General features: G+C 58.8%; 6 protein-coding genes. All 6 read right to left on the bottom strand.

The window, feature by feature from the left end; genetic code table 11:
* Positions 1-15: 15 nt before the first annotated feature.
* Positions 16-621, bottom strand: a complete 606-nt coding sequence (locus tag ACOOHD_RS09860) for a Maf family nucleotide pyrophosphatase (protein WP_420457708.1) — start codon at positions 619-621, stop codon at positions 16-18.
* A gap of 130 nt (positions 622-751) precedes the next feature.
* Positions 752-3,703, bottom strand: coding sequence for a PKD domain-containing protein (locus tag ACOOHD_RS09855; RefSeq protein WP_420461398.1), 2,952 nt, complete (start codon positions 3,701-3,703; stop codon positions 752-754).
* 204 nt (positions 3,704-3,907) lie between these two features.
* A complete protein-coding gene (locus ACOOHD_RS09850; protein WP_420461397.1) occupies positions 3,908-6,541 on the bottom strand; it encodes a T9SS type A sorting domain-containing protein in 2,634 nt (877 codons plus the stop codon).
* Between the two features lie 582 nt (positions 6,542-7,123).
* Positions 7,124-9,871: a PKD domain-containing protein gene (locus ACOOHD_RS09845; protein ID WP_420461396.1), complete on the bottom strand. Its 2,748-nt coding sequence runs from the start codon at positions 9,869-9,871 to the stop codon at positions 7,124-7,126.
* Positions 9,872-10,021: 150 nt separating this feature from the next.
* Positions 10,022-17,782, bottom strand: a complete 7,761-nt coding sequence (locus tag ACOOHD_RS09840; RefSeq protein WP_420461395.1) for a PKD domain-containing protein — start codon at positions 17,780-17,782, stop codon at positions 10,022-10,024.
* Positions 17,783-18,166: 384 nt separating this feature from the next.
* On the bottom strand, positions 18,167-20,881 hold the full coding sequence (locus ACOOHD_RS09835) for a T9SS type A sorting domain-containing protein (protein WP_420461394.1): 2,715 nt from the start codon (positions 20,879-20,881) through the stop codon (positions 18,167-18,169).
* Positions 20,882-20,896 lie beyond the last annotated feature (15 nt).

Here is a 20,896-nt window from a genome sequence, read left to right as displayed (position 1 = left end):
GGGGGCGCGAAGATACTACAACTTAGCCGCAGTGAGGTCCTCGCCGAAGTGGATCAGTCGTTCGTATACCAAATCTACCGGCAGGCCCATCACGGTGGGGTAGGTGCCCTCGATGCGCCGGATCTTAGCCAGCCCGATCCATTCCTGAATCGCGTAGGCACCCGCCTTGTCGTAGGGGCGGTAGGTATCGACGTACCAGGCGATCTCGTCTTCCTCCACTACGTTGAGTTGCACCTGCGCGCCGCCGCAAAAGACTTCTTCGCGGGTGTAGGATTTAAGGCAGCAGCCCGTGATGACCGTGTGGGTACGTCCCGAAAGCCTACGCAGGGTAGCCACGGCGTGGTCCCGGTCCTGGGGTTTGCCGAAGATCTCATCGTCGAGAATGACGACGCTGTCGGCGGTCAGTAGCACCTCGTTGGCGGACTGCAGCAGCGGGGCGGCAGCCTGTGCCTTGAGGTGGGCCAGGTACGGAGCTACCTCCGGGGCGGGTAGCTGGGGGGGGTATACTTCCTCCACCTCCACGGTGCGGATGGTGAAGGGGATCCCGGCCTGCTCCAGGAGCTGACTGCGGCGGGGCGACTTGCTGGCCAGGATCAGGGAGAGCTCAGGGGGGATGCGCATAGGTCAGGAGGGGGTGCCGAAGAGGTGCGGTCGTACGGCCTAGCGGGGGCTAAAACGACCGTCGGGGCCAGCGCCCAGGAAGAGGCGTGGCCCCGACGGTGGGGTAAAACTACGGACTTGGGGCTTGGTCCTAGTCCTTGATGAAGGTCTGGGTCACCTGTCGATCATTCTGGAAGATGATCAGGTGATACATACCGGCGGGCAGTTTGGCGACCGGGATGCGCTGCTGCAGGTGCTCGCCCTGCTTGTGGTAGCGCAGCGTGCGGAGGCGTCGGCCGGTAGCATCGGTCAGGATCACCCGTATCCGACCCTCATAGTCGTCGTGTAGAGTGAGGGTAACGGCGGCCGTGGCCGGATTGGGAAAGATGCTCAGTTCGGCGGTCAGGGTGCGGTCGGTCTTGTCTTCCGCTACCGTAGTGGCAAAGCTCATCATCCCCATTTCGCGGGAGGTGCCCGCGCCGCAGTTAGTAGCTGGTCCACCGGAGCCGGTAGGTCGGGTACTGGAGGGTGACAGATATAGCTTATCGATCTTCGTGCCGGCCTCACGGTTGGCGATGGTGATCGTGTGCTGCCCGGCGGCAAGCTTGAAGCTGCGGTCCTGGCCGTCGTGGTTGACCTTGCGCCACTCGTGGCCCTGGGTCAGCAGTTCGGCCCCGCCTACTTCCTGCCAGAACTTGATCCAGCTACCGTTATCCACCTTCACCCATAGCGAGTTGTGTCCGCGGTCGAAGGCATCCAGGCGCAGGAAGAGGTGGTAGGTGGAGCTTTGCTCGAGATAAACCGGGAAGCTAATCTGCTGGTCGGCTGTCGTTGGGGGCGTCATAGTATTCCGCCCCTCGAACGTCACACCGAGATTGCGGGAGGCGGCCGTGGTCTCGTAGTTGAGCCAGTTGCCGGCTAGATCGGCGCACTCGGCTTCCATCCAGATGTCGGCGGGTGTACCACAGTTTGTCCCGCTCTCACCAAGGCCCTGGGGGGTGGAGCTGTTCTTGACTGGGCTCAGGTATAGCTTATCTAGTTGAGCGCCGTCTTCGCGGTAAGCGAAGTCTACAGTATTGGTGCCGGCGCGTAGCTCCAGCTCGGCTGGTAGGCGGTTCCACTGGAAACCTTTGGCCTGTTCGATACCGCCATTCCAGGGCTGCCAGGCGCCGTCGTTGATGCGGATGTAGTACGAATCGTCAAGGTTACTCGGTGCGTTGATGCGCGCAAAGAGGTTGTACACATTGGCGCTAGGGGAGGAGAACACGAAACGGATGTGATTATCTATTACATCGGCCGGTGGGGCGCTGTAGGAGTTACCACTGCGCACGACTACGTACTTACCACTCGAGGCGGAGGTGGATTCGTGGGTGGTCCATTTGCTGCCTACCGTGGCACATTCGGCCTCCAGCCAAAATTCGGGTCCGTTTTCGGGGCTCGGTGGGGGGGCGTCTACCTGAATGGCGATCACGTCGGTGTCCGAGGCCCCTTTGGTATCGGTAACCGTGAGCGTGACGTCGTAGTTGCCTACACCCAGTTGGCGCTGGGCTACGATGCCCTCGGCCGAACCGCCGTTCCAGGTCCAGCGGTAGGTGTAAATGTTGTCGTTCGGGTCGGTCGATCCCGATGCGTCCAGGGTCACGGTCATGGGGGCTACGCCGAGGTAGCTACTGGCGGCGGCTTTGGCTACGGGCGGGGCGTTGCGCTGGCACCCTACGATGGGTTCGCCCTCCCCCGTAGGCAGCTTATCCGAAAGAGAAATCAGCAGCTTATCCAGACGGGTGTCGGGCTCGCGGTAGGCGAAATCTACGGTATTGTTGCCCTCCCGCAGCTGGATTGGGGTGGGGTAGGGTACCCACTGAAAGCCGGCGTTGAGCTTAAACCCATTGTTCCACTTGGTCCACGCCCCGCCGTTGACGCGTACCCAGTACGAGTCGTGCTCATTGGACCGTGCGGCTACCCGGGCCATGAGGTGGTAGGTAGCGCCCCCCCGTTCGGCAAAGGCGCTGAAGCGCACGTAATTTTTGGGCGTGTCCGCCGGTGCAATACTCATGGAGGTGAGCGACGAAGCGACGTAGCTCCCCGCGGCAGCCGAAGAACTTTCCCGGATCATCCAGTTGTCCCCAACCGTAGCGCATTCAGCTTCGAGCCAGTAATGCTCCACTAGGGGTACCTCTTCTACCAGTAGGACCACCCGGTCCGTAGACTTAGCTCCTTCGTTATCCATTACGGTGAGGATGATCTCGTGCTTGCCCTGGGGTAGCCGCAGTTTAGGTGTGGGACCGGTAGCCCGGCCACCGTTCCAGGACCAGCGGTACGATAGTACGTTCCCGTCGACATCGGTGGAGCCGTCGGCCCGTAGGTAGATGTTCTCGTTGGTTTTGTAGGTGGTACGGTCAGTGAGGATGTGTCCTTTCGGTATGCGATTATTCTCGACTACGCAGTTGTTACGGTGGTTGCGTACCTCGACGATGGAACGGCGGGGACAACTGCTACCGTCCGTGGTGACGGTCGTGAGTTGGTACAGACCCGGAACGGTAACAGTGGGTTCGGCCTCTGTGGAGGTAAAGCCATTGGGGCCCGTCCAGCGGTAAGTACCTGTTGAGGTATGGCCCCGTAGGGTGGCCGTGCCGGTGGTGCAGTCCAGGATACGTCCCAGTCGATCGGTATTGGCATCTAGATTACAGACGAAGCGGTTGTAGTCTACCAGGAGGTAAAAGTTGGTGGTGGTACGCTGCTGCTGGGTATCGGTGCCGGTGACCGTCAGGTGGTGCAGTTGACCGACCGCGGCGGCGGGGGGGGTGATCGTGAACTTTCCGGTAAGGGGGTCGAGCTTCATCCAGCTGGGCAGAGGGCTACCGTCACTTAGGCTAGCGGAGAAGGTGAGTACGGTGTTGGTGAACGATCCGTTGACGGTCATCGTTTGGGTGCGCTCGGCCACCACGGTTTGTGGCGCGATGCGGCGGGCGGTGGGAGCGGTATGTGGTTCTTCGCCATTAGCCAGTACCGGGAGGGCAGCAACAAGGAACAGCAGGAGAAACAGATAGGATAAGACATACGCCGGGGTAAACCGGGCGTAGCCGGGTGAGCATACAAATGCCATAATTAATCAAGGTTTCTTTATGAGAGACGGTAAAACACAGACAAAAATCCGGCACATAAAGTACCTGGATACACAAGTAACGGGGGCACTAAATAAAATAGTGGGTAGGGTGTAATTATAACATTTCTCGGATGTGACCCCCCAACGCGCTCGGGGCCGTGCAGTGTTGCACGGCCCCGAGGCACAAATAATCCTTGACAAGTCCTACTGCTTGACGAAGGGCTTCATAGTCTGCCGGTCGCCCTCTAGGGTGCGCAGGTAATACATACCGTTGGGCAAGTCACTCACATCGATTTGGGTGCGAAGCTGATCGCTCGCCTTGTCGAAGTACAGTTGCCGCACCCGACGGCCGGTAGCGTCGGTGACTACCACATCAACCCGGCCCGCGTAGCCACTCGTGAGTTCCACGGTTAGATCGAAGGACGCGGGGTTGGGATAAAGATTTAGTGCGGTCTCTGCGACGTCCGCTAGTGGCTCGGTGTCGTCGGCCGGCGAAGTAGCCATCCCCATCATTTCTACCGAGGTGCCCGAGCTACAGTTCGTGGCACTGCCGCCTACGCCGGAGGGTAGGGCGGTCGAGGTGGAGAGCAGCAGACGATCCAGGCGAGTACCCGCTTCGCGCAGGGAGATCGTGATCGTATGGGTGCCCGGGCTCAACTGGAAGGTAGCATCCTTGCCATCGTGGCCGACCTTGCGCCACTGGGTACCCTGGGTGAGGAGGTCACCCCCGCCTACGGCCTTCCAGAATTCCATCCAGCTACCATCGTCTACGCGCACCCAGAAGGAATTCGAGTTGAGGTCCGGCGCGTCCATACGAAGAAAGAGGTGGTAGGTGCCGGCTTTGCCTACGGTCACGGGAATATCGATGCGCTCCGAGGAAGTGCTGCTCGGGGCTGAGGTGCTGGTTTGCCCGTCTATGTAGACGCCGGTACCGTTGGACTGATACTTCGCCCAGGCGCTACCCACCCGACCGCATTCTGCTTCCATCCAGATGTTGGTGACTCCACTGCTAGGCGTATCGTCCGACGAGGTGTCGTTGCCACAGTTGGTTGCCTCGCTGCCCATACCACTGGGCGTAGTACTACTGCGCGTCAGGAACAGCTTATCGAGTCTGCTGCCATCCTCGCGGAAGGCAAAGTCGATCGTATTGTTGCCGTTGGCTAAGTCTACCGAGCGGGGTAATTTATTCCAGTAGAAGCCTCGCCGCTGCTCGATCCCACTGGCCCATTTGTACCAGCTACCGCCATTGATCCGTACCCAGAAGGAATCATCCGTATTGGAGGGAGCGTCGACACGGGCAAAAAGCTTATAACTACCCCCCTTTACGGAGCTGAGGGAGAAGCGAATGCGGTTGTCGGGAATATCGGAGGGGGCCGAGTTCATCGCATTGCCGCTGCGCACAACGACGTACTCTCCGCTCGAAGCGCCGGAGGACGACTGGGTCGACCACCGCCGGCCTACGGAGGCACACTCTGCTTCCAGCCAAAAATCTTCCTGGGAGGCTGTCGTAGTTCCAGTACCGCCGGAGTTCCCACAGCTGGGATCGGCTTCTCCCTGCCCATCTGGTGCCTCACCACTGGTAGAGAGTGAAATCTTATCAAGCTTGGTGTTAGACTCGCGGTAGGCGAAGTCGATGCGGTTGCTGCCGGCCTTTAGGGGAAGTGCGTTGGGCACGGCATTCCACTGGAAACCACGGCCGGTAGCGAAGCCACTGAACCATTTGATCCACGGACTGCCATTGATACGCACCCAGTAGGAGTCACTGCTTTGGTTGGGCGCATCCACCCGCGCAAACAGGTAATAGTCACCAGCTTTGGCCACATCCACCGTAAAGCGCAGTTGATTGTCGGCGTTATCGGCAGGAGCGGACGACACTGCGCTCGATTGAGAAACGACGTAAGCGCCGCCGCCGGCCGATCCACTGCTACCTTTCTTCCACTGGCTACCGTAGTCCGCACACTCGGCTTCCAACCAGTAGGAGACTGCGTCAGGGGCAGGCGTTGCCTTGCCGGCCGTGATAGTGATGCGGTCGGTAGACCGGGCTCCGGTGTCGTCCGTAACTACCAGGAAAACCTCGTGCGTGCCCTCGGGAAAGGTGACGTAGGGATTGGAACCGGCAGCATCGCCGCCGTCCCAGTACCAGCTGTAGGTAATCACCTTACCGTCCGCATCACTGGAGCCGCTACCATCTAAGCGTACGCGGAGGGGAGCAGAACCGCTGGTCCGGTTGGCCGTGATGCGACCCACGGGAATTTCGTTTTTAGCACTTTTTTCCGAGCAGCCGTAATTGCTGTGCATCACCTCCACGATGCTAATGCGAGAGCAGGAGCTTCCACCGTCCGCACTGAGCTGGTAGAGCCCAGGCTCCTTGACCCGTGGATCACTTTCGGAGGAGGAAAAGCCTCCCGGACCGGTCCACCGAAAGCGACCGGTGGAGGATTTACCGTGTAGCTGCACGGTACCCTTACTACAGTTGAGTAGCATCCCCCGCTGGTCGGCGTTGGCCTCGACGGAGCAGCCCTCACTGTCATCGTCGACCAGTAGATAAAAGGAGGAGTCCGTATCGTCCGTGGCCCGCACCGTAATGCGGTACACCTTGCCCACCTCGGAGGAGGGCGGTCGGAGGGTAAACTCTCCCGTGCTGTTATTGAATCTGATCCACGAGGGCAGGGCCTTGCCATCGTACTGGGTCGCTTCGTAAGCTAGGGATTCACTGCCGCCGAAGGCACCATTGACCACAAAGGTCTGGGTGGTATTGGCGAAGGCGGTGAAGGGGGCGATGGGCTGGCCGGCAGCCGCAGCGAGGGGGGTGGTGGTAAGCGTGGACGCTAACAGCATCGCACAGCAAACAGCACGGACCCATAGCGCCCGGGGGGCACTAGTCGTAAATCCTATTACCATACTCTAAATTCCTTTGTTGGTTATTCCAAAAAGCCTAAACAAAAACGAACATCTACCCATAGAACCGGTGCAAGGGTCCTACGTGTGGTTGAGACAACGGCCCAAAGATCGGTAATATTGATTACTTAACCTAATGATCAGCCAATTATGCGTGGGATGATAAGATGTCCGGCCGGTGGAATACCCAAAAGTTTACGGTTTACTTAAATGAGAGAAGAATCAGGCGGCTACGCAAGTAGCAAACCAGGGTCACACTCCTCCCCAGCCGGCCGGACAATGCAGCGGGGTAAGGTGAGAAAGCGACGGTAGGCGAAGGATGTAGGGGAGAAACGAAACGGAGATAGTGTAAAAAGTGACAGCATGTACAATTCTTTGGTAAATCCATTGAAGTGGTGCCTTCCGCTAGGCCAAGGCCACGGAAAACGTTGATGCTTATGTCGGACTCAGTGTGCTTATTATGATAGTCCACCCCATGCATGGGGGGGCGATGTGGTGCAAACTTACGTGATCTCCAAAATATTATAATCGCAAAAAGGGAATTATCCCAACTCGCGCGCCTTCCACCAGCTGTAACCGGTAGGTGCCCCGCGGCAAATCAGCCACCGACAGCACCGTGGTAAAGGCACCGGCTGCTTTAATGAACCGCTCCTCGCGCAGCCGTCTTCCGTGCATATCTATCACAAAAATGGTAAGGGTGCCGGTCCATGGGCTAGTATACCCTACCGTAAGGTCTACCATAGCGGGATTAGGGAAAACCTGTAGCTCCAGCCCGGATTGGGGGTTGAATAGGGCAGTAGTGGTGGTGTCCACCGGGGTGGTGGTCGTATCTACCGGCGTCGTAGTAGTGTCGATCAGGGTGGTAGTAGTGTCTGTACCGATCGTGTCTGCGCAATTTATGCCCAAAGCACCAAGACCCGTAGGCAACCGATCGCTCTTGCTGAGGTAGATCTTATCCAGCTGCGTGTTAGCCTCCCGCAGAGCGAAATCGATGGTGTTGGTTCCCTCGAAAAAAAAATCCTCACCGGGGCGTAAATTCCACTGGAAGTCGCCACCCGGAGTGATTCCGTTACTCCACTTGTACCAACTTCCATCGTTCACGCGCACCCAGTACGAGTCACCCCCGTCGGCGGGAACGGCGATGCGGCCGAAGATGCGGTAAAAGCCTTCCGCCATATTTTTAGCCTCAAACCGAATCCGGTTTTCGGCTACGTCAGCCGGGGGAGTCTCGAACGGACCATCCATCTGCGGACTAGTGTAGGCTCCTCCGGATGCCGTAGTGCTGTCCGTTTCCGCTATAGTCCATAGGGTGCCGACCGTAGCACACTCAGCCTCTAGGAAAATACTATCTACCCGGGCAACGGCCGAGGCTCCGACCTGGATACAGACGGTGTCCATTCCGGTAGCTCCCCGATCGTCGGTTACGGTAAGTACGATGCAGTAGTCTCCCGCCCCGAAAATAGCCTCGGCATCCTTGCCGGAAGCAGCTCCTTCACTCCACCGCCAACTGTAGGACACGATCTGCCCGTCTGGATCCACGGAATTACCTCCCCGCAATTGGACCGTAAGCGGTGCCTGACCGGTAGAGGGATTGGCCCGTGCATCCGCGATGGGTGCCTGGTTAGCTCCGGCCCCGGTATCACAGCCGGTGGCCGCGAACACCTCTACCGTACCACTGGCATCGCAGTTGGTCCCTCCCCGTAGCACATAGGTACCCACTACCCGCACCGTAGGATTTGCCTGACTGGAAGTAAACCCATCGGGGCCGGTCCAGGAATATACACCCGTGGAGGTGCGACCATCCAGTTGTACGCTGCCACTGTTGCAGTCCAGCACCCGGGTGCTATCGCCCACGTTAGCGGTAACGGTGCAGGCACTCTGACCGTCGATGAGCAGCGTAAAAGTGGAACGGACGGTGAGTAAGTTGTAGTCGGTAGCCGTCACGTCAATTTGGTACACCTGCCCGAGTGCCGCTGCCGGGGCGTCAATAAGAAATGTACCGGTAAGGGAATCTAGCGTGATCCAGTCCGGCAGCTGCTGCCCGTTGCTACCGCTTGCCGTATAGCTGAGACGGTTTCCGGGATACCCCTTATCAAAGGAGCCGTTGATGGTGTAGGATAGGGGCTGCCCTACACTGGCCGTGACGTTCTCGATCCGGCGAGCGGAGGGCTCGGCCAGCGGCCGGGCGTTGATGATGTAGGAGGTGTTGTCGTTCCAGTCACAGTTGGCCGAACCCTCCTGGCCGCAGCCCTTGTTGCCGATGTAGTCCTGGTTGAGAATATACTCATTGGGGATAACGCGGCCGTTGCGGTCCTTGGCGAGGTAGACGCGTACCCCCAGCAGGCGATTCTTATTCTGGTTGTCGAGTCCCCCACCCGAGGTACGGTAGCCGGCAATGAGCACCTGGAAGGGCTGCTCGATCCGGTCGGTAAAATCACCCGCTACCTGGGTAGAGGTGTTCGACTCCCGCGGCAGCAGCGTCTGGTGGTAGAGCTCTCCGTGGTTGTAGAGCATCTCGCCCACCACCCGGCCACTGAAGGTATCCCGCAGTTCGGTCGGCGCGCCACTCGGTGCGTGTAGGGCCGACATTTGGATCATCTGGATGGGACGCGTTGGATCGGCCTGCACGAAGAAACGCGACAGGATCATATCGCCCTCCCGGCCGGCGTCCACATCCTGCGCACTGGGATAGTCGGAGCTCGGACGCGTCACCAACTGACCGTTCTCATCCCGCCCGAACATGGTGGTAAATCCAAAGGATTCGAAGACCTGCTGGGCGCTTACTTCGTTGTTGCCCTCCGTCTTGGTGTGGTAGGCACCGCGGAAAGTTGCCGCTGCGCCGGCAGGATTACTAGCGTTACTTTCCAACACCAGCGAGCCGGTAACTACCCGCTTAGCTTCTCCATCGTCCGTGACGAAATTAACCTGTACGTCGACCGAGCCCCCGGGGGCTACCGTCAAACCGGCCTCCGGCACACTGACTCCCGTAATCGTGAAGTCGGTAGTATCGGTAGTGGTCAGCCGGGTAATCACCAGCGGCGACCGGCCGTCGTTGTGGATGCGCATACCGCTCTGCTCCGTGTGCAGCGTGACCTGGTTGATACTATTTACCGGATCAAGGGTACGCTGTAGGGTAAAGAAGTCCTCTGCCGGAAAGCCCCGGTCGGAACCGGGCACCTTGGTGAGGTTCTCAATCCGTACGACGGCCTGAGCGTTCAGGGAGGCCACAGCCGAGAAGGCGAGCAAAAGCAAAACTAGGGTGAGCGGCAAGTGCGCACGAAGGGTAGAAATACAGCGCATAGAAGGTAATTCAGTTGTGGGGTTCAGCACTGCTAGTGAATACAAGCTGCTAAATGAAGGGATGTTCAAAAAAAGGGGCCGCACCATGGTGCGGCCCCTGTCAGTATACGGTAAGTCCGTCTACATTTTCACGAACGAGCGTACGGTCTGTCGATCACCCTCGATGACGCGCAGGCGGTACACACCGGCGGGTAGGCTAGCTACTTCGATGTCCGTCCGCAGCTCAGTGAACGATTTGTCGTACGTCTGTTCACTGACGGTCCTTCCGGTCATATCGGTGAGGAGGACACGTACCTGACCAAGGTGGTCGCTGCGTAGCTCCAGGGTAGTTCGTAGCTGTGCGGGGTTGGGGAACACCTCCAACTCGGTTTCGACACGACGCGGTGCTTCCCGTTTGGCGAAAGCGAACTGACTCATCTCACGACTCGTAGTCGTACCGCAATTGCTAGCCGTTGTGCCGAAGCCCGTGGGCAGGGTAGTGGACGGCTTTAGCAGCAGCTTATCGAGTCTCGTGCCCGCTTCCCGGTTAGCCACGGTAACGGTATGCACACCCGCCGTAAGGTTAAAGCTGGTTGCCTTACCGTCGTTGGTCAGTTCGCGCCATTCGAAGCCAGTGGTGAGCAGTTGCGCACCGCCGAGCTCCTGCCAAAACTTGATCCACGCTCCGTTGTCGATCCGCACCCAGAGAGAATTGCGGGTCACGTCCGGTGCATCAATCCGGGTAAACAGGTGGTACAGCCCGGCAGTGGTCACGTTCACGCTGAACTTCACCTCCTGGCTAGGTTCGTCCGTGGTTGGTACCGCGGTGCGGCTAGCACCGTTGAAGACCAGGTAAGTCCCGCCCGAGGCAGCAGTGCTACTCTGCCGTGCCCAGCCGCTACCAGTTAGGGCACATTCCGCTTCCAGCGCAAGGTCGGTAGAGGCCGGCGGCGTCGTTGTACCACCGCAGTTAGTTCCCGACTCTCCGTTGCCGACTGGGCTTGCGCCGGTCCGGTTCAGGTGCAGCTTATCGAGCTTGGCCCCGGCTTCCCGGTAGGCGAAGTCAATGGTATTACTACCCGCCGTAAGGGTAAGACCTACGGGAAGCTTATTCCACTGGAACGTGCCGTCATGACGGATACCGCTACTCCACTTGTACCAGTCGCCGTTGTTGACGCGCACCCAGTACGAGTCATCCAGGTTAGAGGCCGCGCCGATGCGCGCAAAGAGCGTGTAGTTGCCGTTTACTGCATTCTCCAGCGTGAACCGGACCCGATTGGCGGGCAGGTCAGCAGGTGCAGTACTGGTGGAACTGGCGGTACGAACTACTACGTAGGATCCATTGGTCGCAGCGGGGTCGGTTTCCGTTTTCCAAGTACCGCCCACCAGACCGCACTCAGCTTCTAGCCAGAAGGTGGCGGAGGCGTCGGCTACAGGTGGTTCTGCAGGCGGGGTGTCACCACCACAGTTTTCGCTAGCACTACCCGTACCCGTGGGTATACCAGCCACCTGGCTTAGGTACACCTTATCCAGCTTGGTACCGTCCTCGCGGAAGGCGAAGTCGATGGTATTTGTACCCTGTGTCAGTACCGGGCGGTCCCCAGTGATTTCGTTCCAGGCGAAGCCTACCCCCTGGCGGATGCTTCCGTTCCACTGGTACCATCCTCCGTTGTTGATGCGTACCCAGAAAGAATCGTCTCCTCCATTAGCAGCGTTCACACGGGCGTAGAGGTGGTAGAGGCCGGCCTTAGCATCCGTTAGCGTGAACCGGATCCGGTTAGCGGCGACGTCAGCAGGAGCCACATCCGTGGAGTTGCCATTCAGCACTACGGCGTAGCGACCATTACTGGCGTTGGCATCGGTAAGGGTGGTCCATTGACTGCCGACTACGGCACACTCTGCCTCTAGGGAGAACGAGGTCTTGGTGCCGGCCACGGGGGGCTCGGGATCGCTTCCACCAGTGGTGCATCCTGCGTCCGCGGCACCTACGCCGCTGGGAGGTGTGGTAGACTGGGTGAGGTGTAACTTATCGAGCTTCGCTCCGTCTTCGCGGTAGGCTATGTCGATGGTGTTAGCCCCCTGGGTGAGGTTGAGCACCACCGGAAGCTGGTTCCAGTTAAAGACACCCCCCTGGGTGATGCCACTGCTCCACTTATACCACGCACCAGCGTTGACCCGGACCCAGAAGGAATCATCTCCTCCACCGAGGGCACTTACGCGGGCAAACAAGCGGTAGCTACCTCCGGCCACGGTGGCCGTAAAGCGGATGCGGTTGGCGGCATTGTCTCCCGGGGAGACGTCGTAGGAATTTCCGGACTGCACGACGGCATACTTACCGTTGGCCGCTGCCGGATCGCTGATCACCGACCAGCTAGCTCCAACAGCCGCACACTCCGCCTCTAGCCAGGCCGTCGTAGGTAGGTCTCCACCACCGGTAGGGGGCGGATCGACGGGGGCCGGCTCGGTGGCTCGGATACTGATGACATCGCTGTCAGTAGCACCACGATTGTCGGTCACGGTAAGGGTAACGGCGTAACTGCCCTGCGAGAAAACCACGCTGGGTGTCGAGCCCGTAGCCGTTCCACCGGGCCAGGCCCAGGCGTAGGTTGCGATGCTACCATCGAAATCCTGGGAGGCCGTACCATCTAACTGAACGGAGAGGGGAGCGGTACCGGAAGTCGGACTAGCCGAGGCTACCGCTATCGGAGCCTCATTTGCTACTGGCGTACCGCTCACGATTACCCGGAAGGTGGAGCTGGCGGTCAGACCATTGTAGTCCGTGCCGGTTACCTGCACGCTCACTGTGGTACCACTAGACCCGGCGGGAGCCGTTATGCGGAAGGTGCCCGTACGTTCGTCAAGGACGATCCAGCTTGGCAGGGTTCCCCCGGTTGCTGTCCTGGCCGTATACTGTAGTACGTTGCCGGGGTAGCCGAGCGAGAAATAGCCGGTCACCTTGTAGTCAGTGCCCTGCTGTACCGCTACCGTCACGTCGGGAACCTTTGTAGCGGAGGGTACGCCCAGGGGGCGGGCATTGATGATGTAGCTCGTGTTGTCGTTCCAGTCGCAGTTAGCGGTACCGACGCCACAACCGTTCTCCACAAAATCCTGGTTGATGATGTACTCGTTCGGGATTACCCGGCCGTTGCGGTCGATGGCCCGGTATACCCGTACGCCCAGGACGGGGGCCTGTAGATTGGTCTTGCTGCCCCCGTAAGTGCTGTAGCCGCCCACCATGATTTGGAAGGGGACGCTGATGTTGGCAATCGACTTACCGGCGACGGCATTGGAGCCCGCCACGTCCGTGGGGGGGAGTAGCGTTTGGAAGTAGTAACCATCGTGGTTGAAGCGGAAGTTGTCCACCACGCGGTAGCTCTGGTCGCGGAGCTCCGTGGGCGAGCCGCCTTCACCGTGCAGGGCAGAAAGGGAGAGCATCCGTAGGGGCTTACTGGGGTCGGCCTGTACGAAGAACTGACTCAGGATCATATCGCCCTCCTTACCACTATTGACCTGCTCCGCCTGGGGGTAGTCGGAAGAGGGGCGCACAATGATGTTACCCTGCGCGTCGCGGCCCATACGGGTGTTGAAGTCGAATGCATTCATCACCTGCTGGGCGTCGATTTCGGCGTTGCCCCCAATGAGCGCCATGTACCCACCGCGGAAGGTGGCTAGCGTCAGCATGCCGTTATCGGCATTGGAAGACATCTTCAGGGTTTCGGTGACGAGGCGGCCGTTCTGTCCACCCGAAGTCACGAAGCGCACCGTGGCGTCGACGTAGGCACCGGGTTCTACGATGAGTCCGCCGGCGGGGATGGTCACCCCCTCGATCACGAAATCACGGGTGTCTGTGGTCGTTAGCTCGGTGATCACTAGGGGAGAGACGCCCTCATTATGGATGCGCATTACGCTGTTGTCGCGCACCTTGATGGGATACCCCTTGCTGGTCACCAGTTCGTCGTTGCGGTGAAAAGTAAAGAAGTCCTCGTAGGGGAAGCCCCGGTTGGTACCCGGTACCTTCAGCATATTCTCGATACGCACTACGGCACCACTGGGTGTGGGCCGCTCCACGTTGCTCACCTTGATGTAGGTGATTTTGGTGTTGCTCTTGCCAAAGGCACCCCCATCGTCGATGGTCAGCTTACCGTCCTTTACCTCTACTACGCCGGATTTACTTTCGTAGAAGCGGCTAGCGGGGTTGAAGTTGTCGATAATGGTCACGCCCTCCGCCCGCAGCGTATGCGAGCTGTTGAGGTCGTTAGGATCCCCTACGCCGAGCTCCACCCGGTATAGGCCATTAGGTACGGCGATTTCCCAGTCTGCCTGCCGGCCGCCGAGCGGATCGAGCGCATTACCCGAGCGGCGCAGTTTATCCTGTTCGCTGGTCACGTTACTCACACCACGGGTGGCACCAAAGGCTAGCGCCTCACGATTCAGGGGCTGCCGGGAGTAGGCATCGATCCAGCCATAGGTCATTCCACCACTACGGGTACCGAATGGCTTGCCCGTATCGGCTACGTAGCCGCTGGGGGGGGTAAAGCTACCGTCCTGGAAGTTGATCTGTGTGTTGAAAGCTACCGTCTGCTCCGCGGCGGCGGTGTAGGGCCGTACATTGCTGACCACGAAGACATAGTCCTGGTAGTCCCCGTTATTGGCATCCTCGAAGCATACCAGGTAACTATCCTCCAGCGGACGACTAGCACGGTCGCGCAGGGGGTAGACGCGCACGCGGTGGGGTACATCGGTGTTAAGCCCGTCCTGTGTATAGCTTTTGCGGCCGAAGTAATTGGACTGGATAAATAAGCCGAATCCACCTTCCGGAGCGGTGAAGCTCGTGCTTCCCGTGACCAGGGGGGGGTAGAGCCGCTGGGCGTTCTCCTGGCCGGCCGCCGCCGTACCTACCGTCTGGTGCGAAGGCGTTGCTCCCACCCGGGTGTAGTAACCGAAGGGGAGAGCCTCCGCCGGGGAGTACCGCGCCACGGGCGTCATTGTCACGGGACCGGGACCGGCCGCGGTGAAGTAGTCAGCGGCGACCTCATCACCCAGTAGGGTAGCCTCGGTCGTGTTGGCCAGGCTGGTCCATCCTACGTTAATGTCGTAGCCCAGGGTCCTGACGATGGTTTGTAGGGGGGGCTCATTATTGCCGCCGTAGCCCGCCGATTTTAGAGCAAACATGTTGACCCGGTAGGGCGCCCCCTGGTTGCCATCACTTTCAAACACTAATTCAGCGTGCTGATAGCCCAGTGCATTGTAGTCCAGCACGGGCCGGTATTCAATGGTATAGGTCTGCGCGGCCGCAGGTGCAAGCGTAAGCTGTGAGGGCCCGGTTACGCGAAATTGACTGGCGTACGGTCCGGTAAAGTATTTGCCCGAGATGTGTAGATCTGCGGTGCCCTCGTTGGTAATCTTAATCGTCTTGCTGTCCGTAGTTGCATTCGGGCTATTTACGGTAGCCTGTAGTACGACTTCAAGGGGAGTAGATACGATCCGCGGGGTGGGTTGGGTAGCATCGCTGACCCGTAGCAGCAGTATCTTCTGCTTGCCGCCACCATCCCGGTCATACTGCGCGACGTAGAGGTTACCACTGTTGACATCCTCTACCAGTTCCAGGGGGTCGTCCAGGCTCTGGAGGCCGGGTACGTCGGGGAAAGCGTGGATGATGTCACCCGAGTTGTTACCCGGCTGCAGCACGAGGATGTCGTCCTGGCCACTAAAGCGGGCCACTAGCAGCATACCCTTGAGCTTACCGTTGAAGGCGTCGGACTTGTACTCCACAACGCCATTAGGAGACTTATTCATGCCGAAGTCATAGGCGACCTCGCGGTAGTTAACGTCGGGGCCAAGGTCTTCCGGATATTTTGCTACGTCGCGGTAGCTGGTTTCAAGCTGGCCGGGCAGTCCCGAGTAGGCCAATCCGCCGTGGTTGAGTACGAACTCGCCACGGTAGGGGTTGGGATGGCCGTGGTAACTTCCTCCCTTGGTCTTAAAGAGCCAGTCCTTCTGGGTCTCTCCACCCACCATACTGGGGATACTAGGATCGGTAAAAAAGGTGCCATTGGCGCGGCGTACCCCAATACCACTGGTATCCTGCGACAAATAAGCGATTGAGGAGGGCGTGATTGGCGAGGTACTGTTGTTGCCCGCCGTGCCGTTAGTGGGTACATAGGTCCATCCATTGGTGTGGAAGACCATATCGTAGGCGTTGCGAATACCCGTGGCGTAAAGCGTCAGGGGCGAGTTCTGGGCGTACGGATTGTACGTGCCATCACTCATAGTGATGCTATTGGTCGGTGCGTGGTTGATTGCCGTAATGTTCTCCGTCGTATACACACTCAGCGGCAGTTGTGTGGGTAGCTTACCCAAGTTGAGGCGGAGCACGGCGGCTGCCAGCAGGCTTTCCTTCCGCATCCCCCAGGAAGGGTCGGGCTCCCCACCGGCGGTGTTGCTGCCCTGGAGAAAGAATAGGTCACCACCCGGGCCAAAGACGATACTATTGGTCAGGTGATCCTTCTTGGAGCGGGGTAGGTGGATCAGCACGTCCTGTACCGTCTGTAGATTAGGACCGCTGAGGCGGGTCAGTTTACCATCCCACTCCGGTCCGTCGGTAAGGGTGACGGCGCTATGGGTGACGTAAGCAACGAGATTATTGGCGGTAGATTCCGGTGCAAACGCCAGTCCGATGATGAAACGCACGTCAGAATTGTGCACGCTGGGATTGAGGGGGTGATCGCTACCCGTCAGGTCTATGGTAAGCTCTTCGAGGTTGCTGAGGGTGCCGTCGGGGCGGATAGTCCACCGTTTGATTGTCTCACCCAGGGTAGAAGCATATAGCTTGCCGTCGGGGCCGATGGTCAGGGTGGTGAAGCGGTCTGCCGTACCTGCGCCCAGGTTACTCCCACTGATCTGCGTGAAGCTTACCCCTTCCAGGTCGGCCGGCCGGTTGGTATCGTTCTCGGCAGCAGTAGTGAATTGGGAGGTGAAGGTGCGAAAGGTAATCCGATCGTCCAGGTGTCCGATACGGTTAGCCTGTACGCCCTCGATATTAAAGACGTAGGTGGTGGCCGGTTTCAGTCCATCCCGCGTAGTTAGGGTGACGGCATCGCCACCTCCGGTATCGTTGGTGTTGGAGGGAACTTCGAAGAGTCCGGCATCCGTTTGCTCGAATAGGCGGATACGCCCCACGATACTGGCCTTGTCGAGCTCGTAATTTGGGGGGGTGTTTACCGACACCGTCATCTGAAACGAGTGGGGAGAGACATCTACGGCACCGTTAGCAGGCACTACGTCGGCAAAGAAGGCCACCGGCTCGGGAGCTGCCGCGGCGATAGTGACGTGGCAGATCTTTGTGTTGTATCCCCCGTTGGCATCCAGGGTGAGGCGACCGTCGTTCACCTGCACTACGGCGCTACCCGTAAACTGGTTGACCTCTCCGTATACCGTGGGTTGATAGATGAGGTTGTAGCCTTCGGCGTTGATCACATGGTTGGTGCCGGGCCGTCCCTCGGGAAAGAGATCTCCGGCCATCACTGTCACCCGGTAGGTGCCGTTGGGTACTTCGACCTCCCAGGCGCCGGGAGCGGTGGGACCTCGGTCCCCCCCCGCATCGCCGTACTGCATGTGCATCAGAGTCTCGATCAGTACATCCTGATCCGGGTCGGGCCTACGGTTACGGCCGTTGCCATCCAGACTGAGGGGGGTAGACGTGCCGGGGGTTACCCAGCCGTACGTGCGGCCATTTTGGGCCTGGAAGGGTAGGCCATGATCGCGGAGATAGGGAGCGGGAGCGGGGGTAGCTGCATCCGAGAAATTGACCCGTACGGTATCACCGGTCAGCTGACCGAATAAACCAAGGGGGCAACAGAATGCAAGAATCAGCGCTACTGCTGTAGGAGTAAAGTAGTTCATCTGTGTTGTTCAAGTGTATAGGTGCCCGGGGGCACTACCGGTATATACGGGCGAACCGTGGGCCGGGGTCTGAAATCGGTTTTAGTATTCTCCAGTAAAATAGTGAAAGCAATACACTTGTTCTGCTAACGGAGTAGGTGAGGACGACTGATCCAGCCTTTCCGTGGCAGTTCCAAGCCTTGCGTAAGCCAGTGTACAAAGCTAATCCATCCGGCGCAATACCCATTGGTGACTGACTGCGGTGGCTTTGCTGGCTTGTTGCCCGTATATGAGTTCAGTCCGTGGATTGGTTACTTGCAAGAGAGGATTTTTAGAAATATTTAACAAAAATGGGGGTCCACACACGCCAGTGTGCGGACCCCCTTGTCGCGTCAAACCAGGTACTTACTGCTTGACGAAGGAGCGCAGCTCGCGGGTACCGTCCATAAACACCTGTAGGTGATAAAGCCCGGCCGGAAGCTCCGTTACATCCAGTTGCAGTTGTAGGGAATTGGCGGGCTTAGCATAAGTCCGCTGGCTTACCCGACGGCCGTGCAAATCGGTCACGATCACCTCTGCGTCACCCAAATATTCGGAGCTCAGGCGTAGCTGAAGGTGGGTGCTAACCGGATTCGGAAATAGGCTGAGCTCGGTAGGGGTAGCAGCTACGCCGAACCGATCGATGGGTACCTCATTGTTCACGGAAGCGGTCTGCGTGGCGGCGGAGCCGCAGTTGCCCGCCGGTTCGCCTAGCCCGCCCGGTCGGCTGCTACCCTTGGTGAGAAATAACTTGTCGAGTTTTGTACCATCCTCCCGGTAGGCAAAATCGATGGTATTTGCTCCCTCCCGGAGGTTAAGGACCTGTGGCAGGCGATTCCAGTCGAACCCGACGCCCTGATTGATCCCCATGAACCACTTGTACCAGGGTCCGCCGTTAGCTCGTACCCAGAACGAGTCATCTAGGCCATTTTTCGCGTCGATCCGTGCGAACAGATTATAGCTACCGCCGGAGGTGCCACGCAGGGTGAATCGGATGCGATTAGCGGCCTCGTCACTCGGTGGAGCATCCATGGCATTGCGGCCCGCTATTACGACATAGGTACTATTGGAGGCCGATCCGGTGGACACCTTTTGCCAGCGTGAGCCTACTTCGGCGCATTCAGCCTCTAGCCAGTATACCGCGCTGCTGGGTGCAGTGGCGCAATTCGATCCTGGGGTACCCGAGCCGGAGGGGGCGCTGCCCGAAGCGCTCACGTAAATCTTGTCGAGTTCCGCAAGCGGTTCGCGGTAGGCGAAGTCGACCGTATTGGTGCCGGCACTCAGGTTGAGGGAGTTAGGAAGTCGGTTCCACTTGAAGTCTGCACTTTGCGCGATGCCCGAGGACCATTTGTACCAGCTGCCACCATTGGTACGGACCCAGTAAGAATCGCTATCGCCGTTACGGGCCCGGATACGAGCGAAGAGATTGTAGCTGCCGGTTTTACTCACATTGAAGATAAAGCGGATTCGATTACCGGAACCCTCGCTGGGGGGGGCGGACATAGAGCGTTTTTCGGAAACTACCGAGCTACCGTTCAACTTGAAGCTACTGCCTACCTGTGCGCATTCGGCTTCGAGCCAGTAGGAGCCTGCTCCCGTGGGGGGGGTAGGATTCGTAGGGGGCGGGGGTGGAGGCGTGCTGGTCCCCTGTACGCTCAGGGTGAGGGTGGAGGTGACGTTGATGCGATTGAGGTCGGTGGCCGTCACGTCGATCCGGTAGCTCTGGCCGCCGGCCGAACTAGGTGCTTTGATGAGTAGGGCGCCGGTACTGCTATTGATGGTAATCCAGCTGGGCAAGCTGCCGCCTCCGGAAATACGCGCCGAGTAGGTGAGCTGGTTGCCGGCGTAGCCCCGGTCGAAGGAGGCGCTGAGATTCACGGTCTTGGTTTCCCCCATCTTGGTTGCGATACTGGCAATGGCTTTTGCCGTAGGCTTAGCCCGGGGCCGTACGTTAGTGATGTATGCTACATTGTCGTTCCAGTCACAGTTATTGTTTCCGGCACCACAACCGTTGCCTACGTAGTCCATGGCTACGATATACTCATTAGGTACCACGCGACCGTTGCGGTCGATGACTTTGTAGGTACGTACGGCCAGCAGTTCGTCCTTGCGGGTGTTATCGTAGGTCCCCCCGGTACTCCGGTAGCCGGCCAGTATAATCTGGAAGACCTGTCCGGTTCTGCTGGTAAAGTCACCGGCCGGTTTATCGGAGCTATCGGTCAGGCGGGGCAGCAGCGTTTGGTGGTACTGATTGCCGTGATTGTACTTCATATCACCCACGATGCTCGTGCTGGCCTCATTGCGGAGCTCGCTGGGCGATCCACCAGGACCGTGAAAAGCGGCTAGTTGGATCATCTGTACCGGCTTGCTACCGTCTGCCTGCTCAAAGAGGCCGGCGAGAATCAGGTCGCCCTCCAGTCCACTGTTCACCCGGCTCGCGCTAGGGTAATAGGAACTTGGACGCACCTGTAAATTCCCATTGTCGTCTACCCCCAGTCTGGTTTTGAGTCCGAAGGCTTCGATGACCTGTTGGAGGTTGATCTCGCTGCCGCCCTCGACATCCTTCATGTAGGCACCCCGAAAGGTAGCCCGCACGCTGGAGGCATTGTCGGCGTTGCTTTCCATGATGAGTGACTCGGTGACAAGGCGGCGGGTTTCGCCGCCGGTGGTCACAAAAAGCACTTCTACGTCGCGGTACGATTTAGGAGCGATCTCAAAGGTGCCCGAGGGAGCCCCGTTGATGCGGAAGTTGCTGGTGTTCGTAGTGGTGAGCCTGGTGATCACCAGCTTATTCGTGCCGTCGTTGTGGATACGCATTTTACTGCGATCGGTGTACTTGATGGACTGTTTGGAATTGTTGAACGTCCGGTCCGAACGGTGCAACGTAAAGTAGTCATTGGCGGGAAAGGCCCGGCCACTACCCGGCAGCTTGGTGAGGTTCTCGATGCGCGCGATGGCACCACTAGCCGCCGGAGGTGGACCCGCCAACAGCGTAGGTGAAAAAAACAGGAGGAGGAGGAGACCGATCAGCCCGTGCAAGGGAGTAGCGGCCAACGGATTGGAGGTAAAGGTCGGTTGCATAAAAAGCGTGTGTTG

The sequence above is a fragment of the Neolewinella sp. genome (assembly GCF_965214665.1).
Lineage (GTDB): Bacteria > Bacteroidota > Bacteroidia > Chitinophagales > Saprospiraceae > Neolewinella.
Note: the sequence above shows the minus strand (reverse complement) of the source record. Positions and strands in the feature narration are given on the sequence as shown.

Coding starts and splice junctions, on each gene's coding strand:
- ACOOHD_RS09860 (WP_420457708.1), bottom strand. CDS start 621: ATGCGCATCCCCCCTGAGCTCTCCCTGATCCTGGCCAGCAAGTCGCCC.
- ACOOHD_RS09855 (WP_420461398.1), bottom strand. CDS start 3,703: ATGGCATTTGTATGCTCACCCGGCTACGCCCGGTTTACCCCGGCGTAT.
- ACOOHD_RS09840 (WP_420461395.1), bottom strand. CDS start 17,782: ATGAACTACTTTACTCCTACAGCAGTAGCGCTGATTCTTGCATTCTGT.
- ACOOHD_RS09835 (WP_420461394.1), bottom strand. CDS start 20,881: ATGCAACCGACCTTTACCTCCAATCCGTTGGCCGCTACTCCCTTGCAC.
- ACOOHD_RS09850 (WP_420461397.1), bottom strand. CDS start 6,541: ATGCTGTTAGCGTCCACGCTTACCACCACCCCCCTCGCTGCGGCTGCC.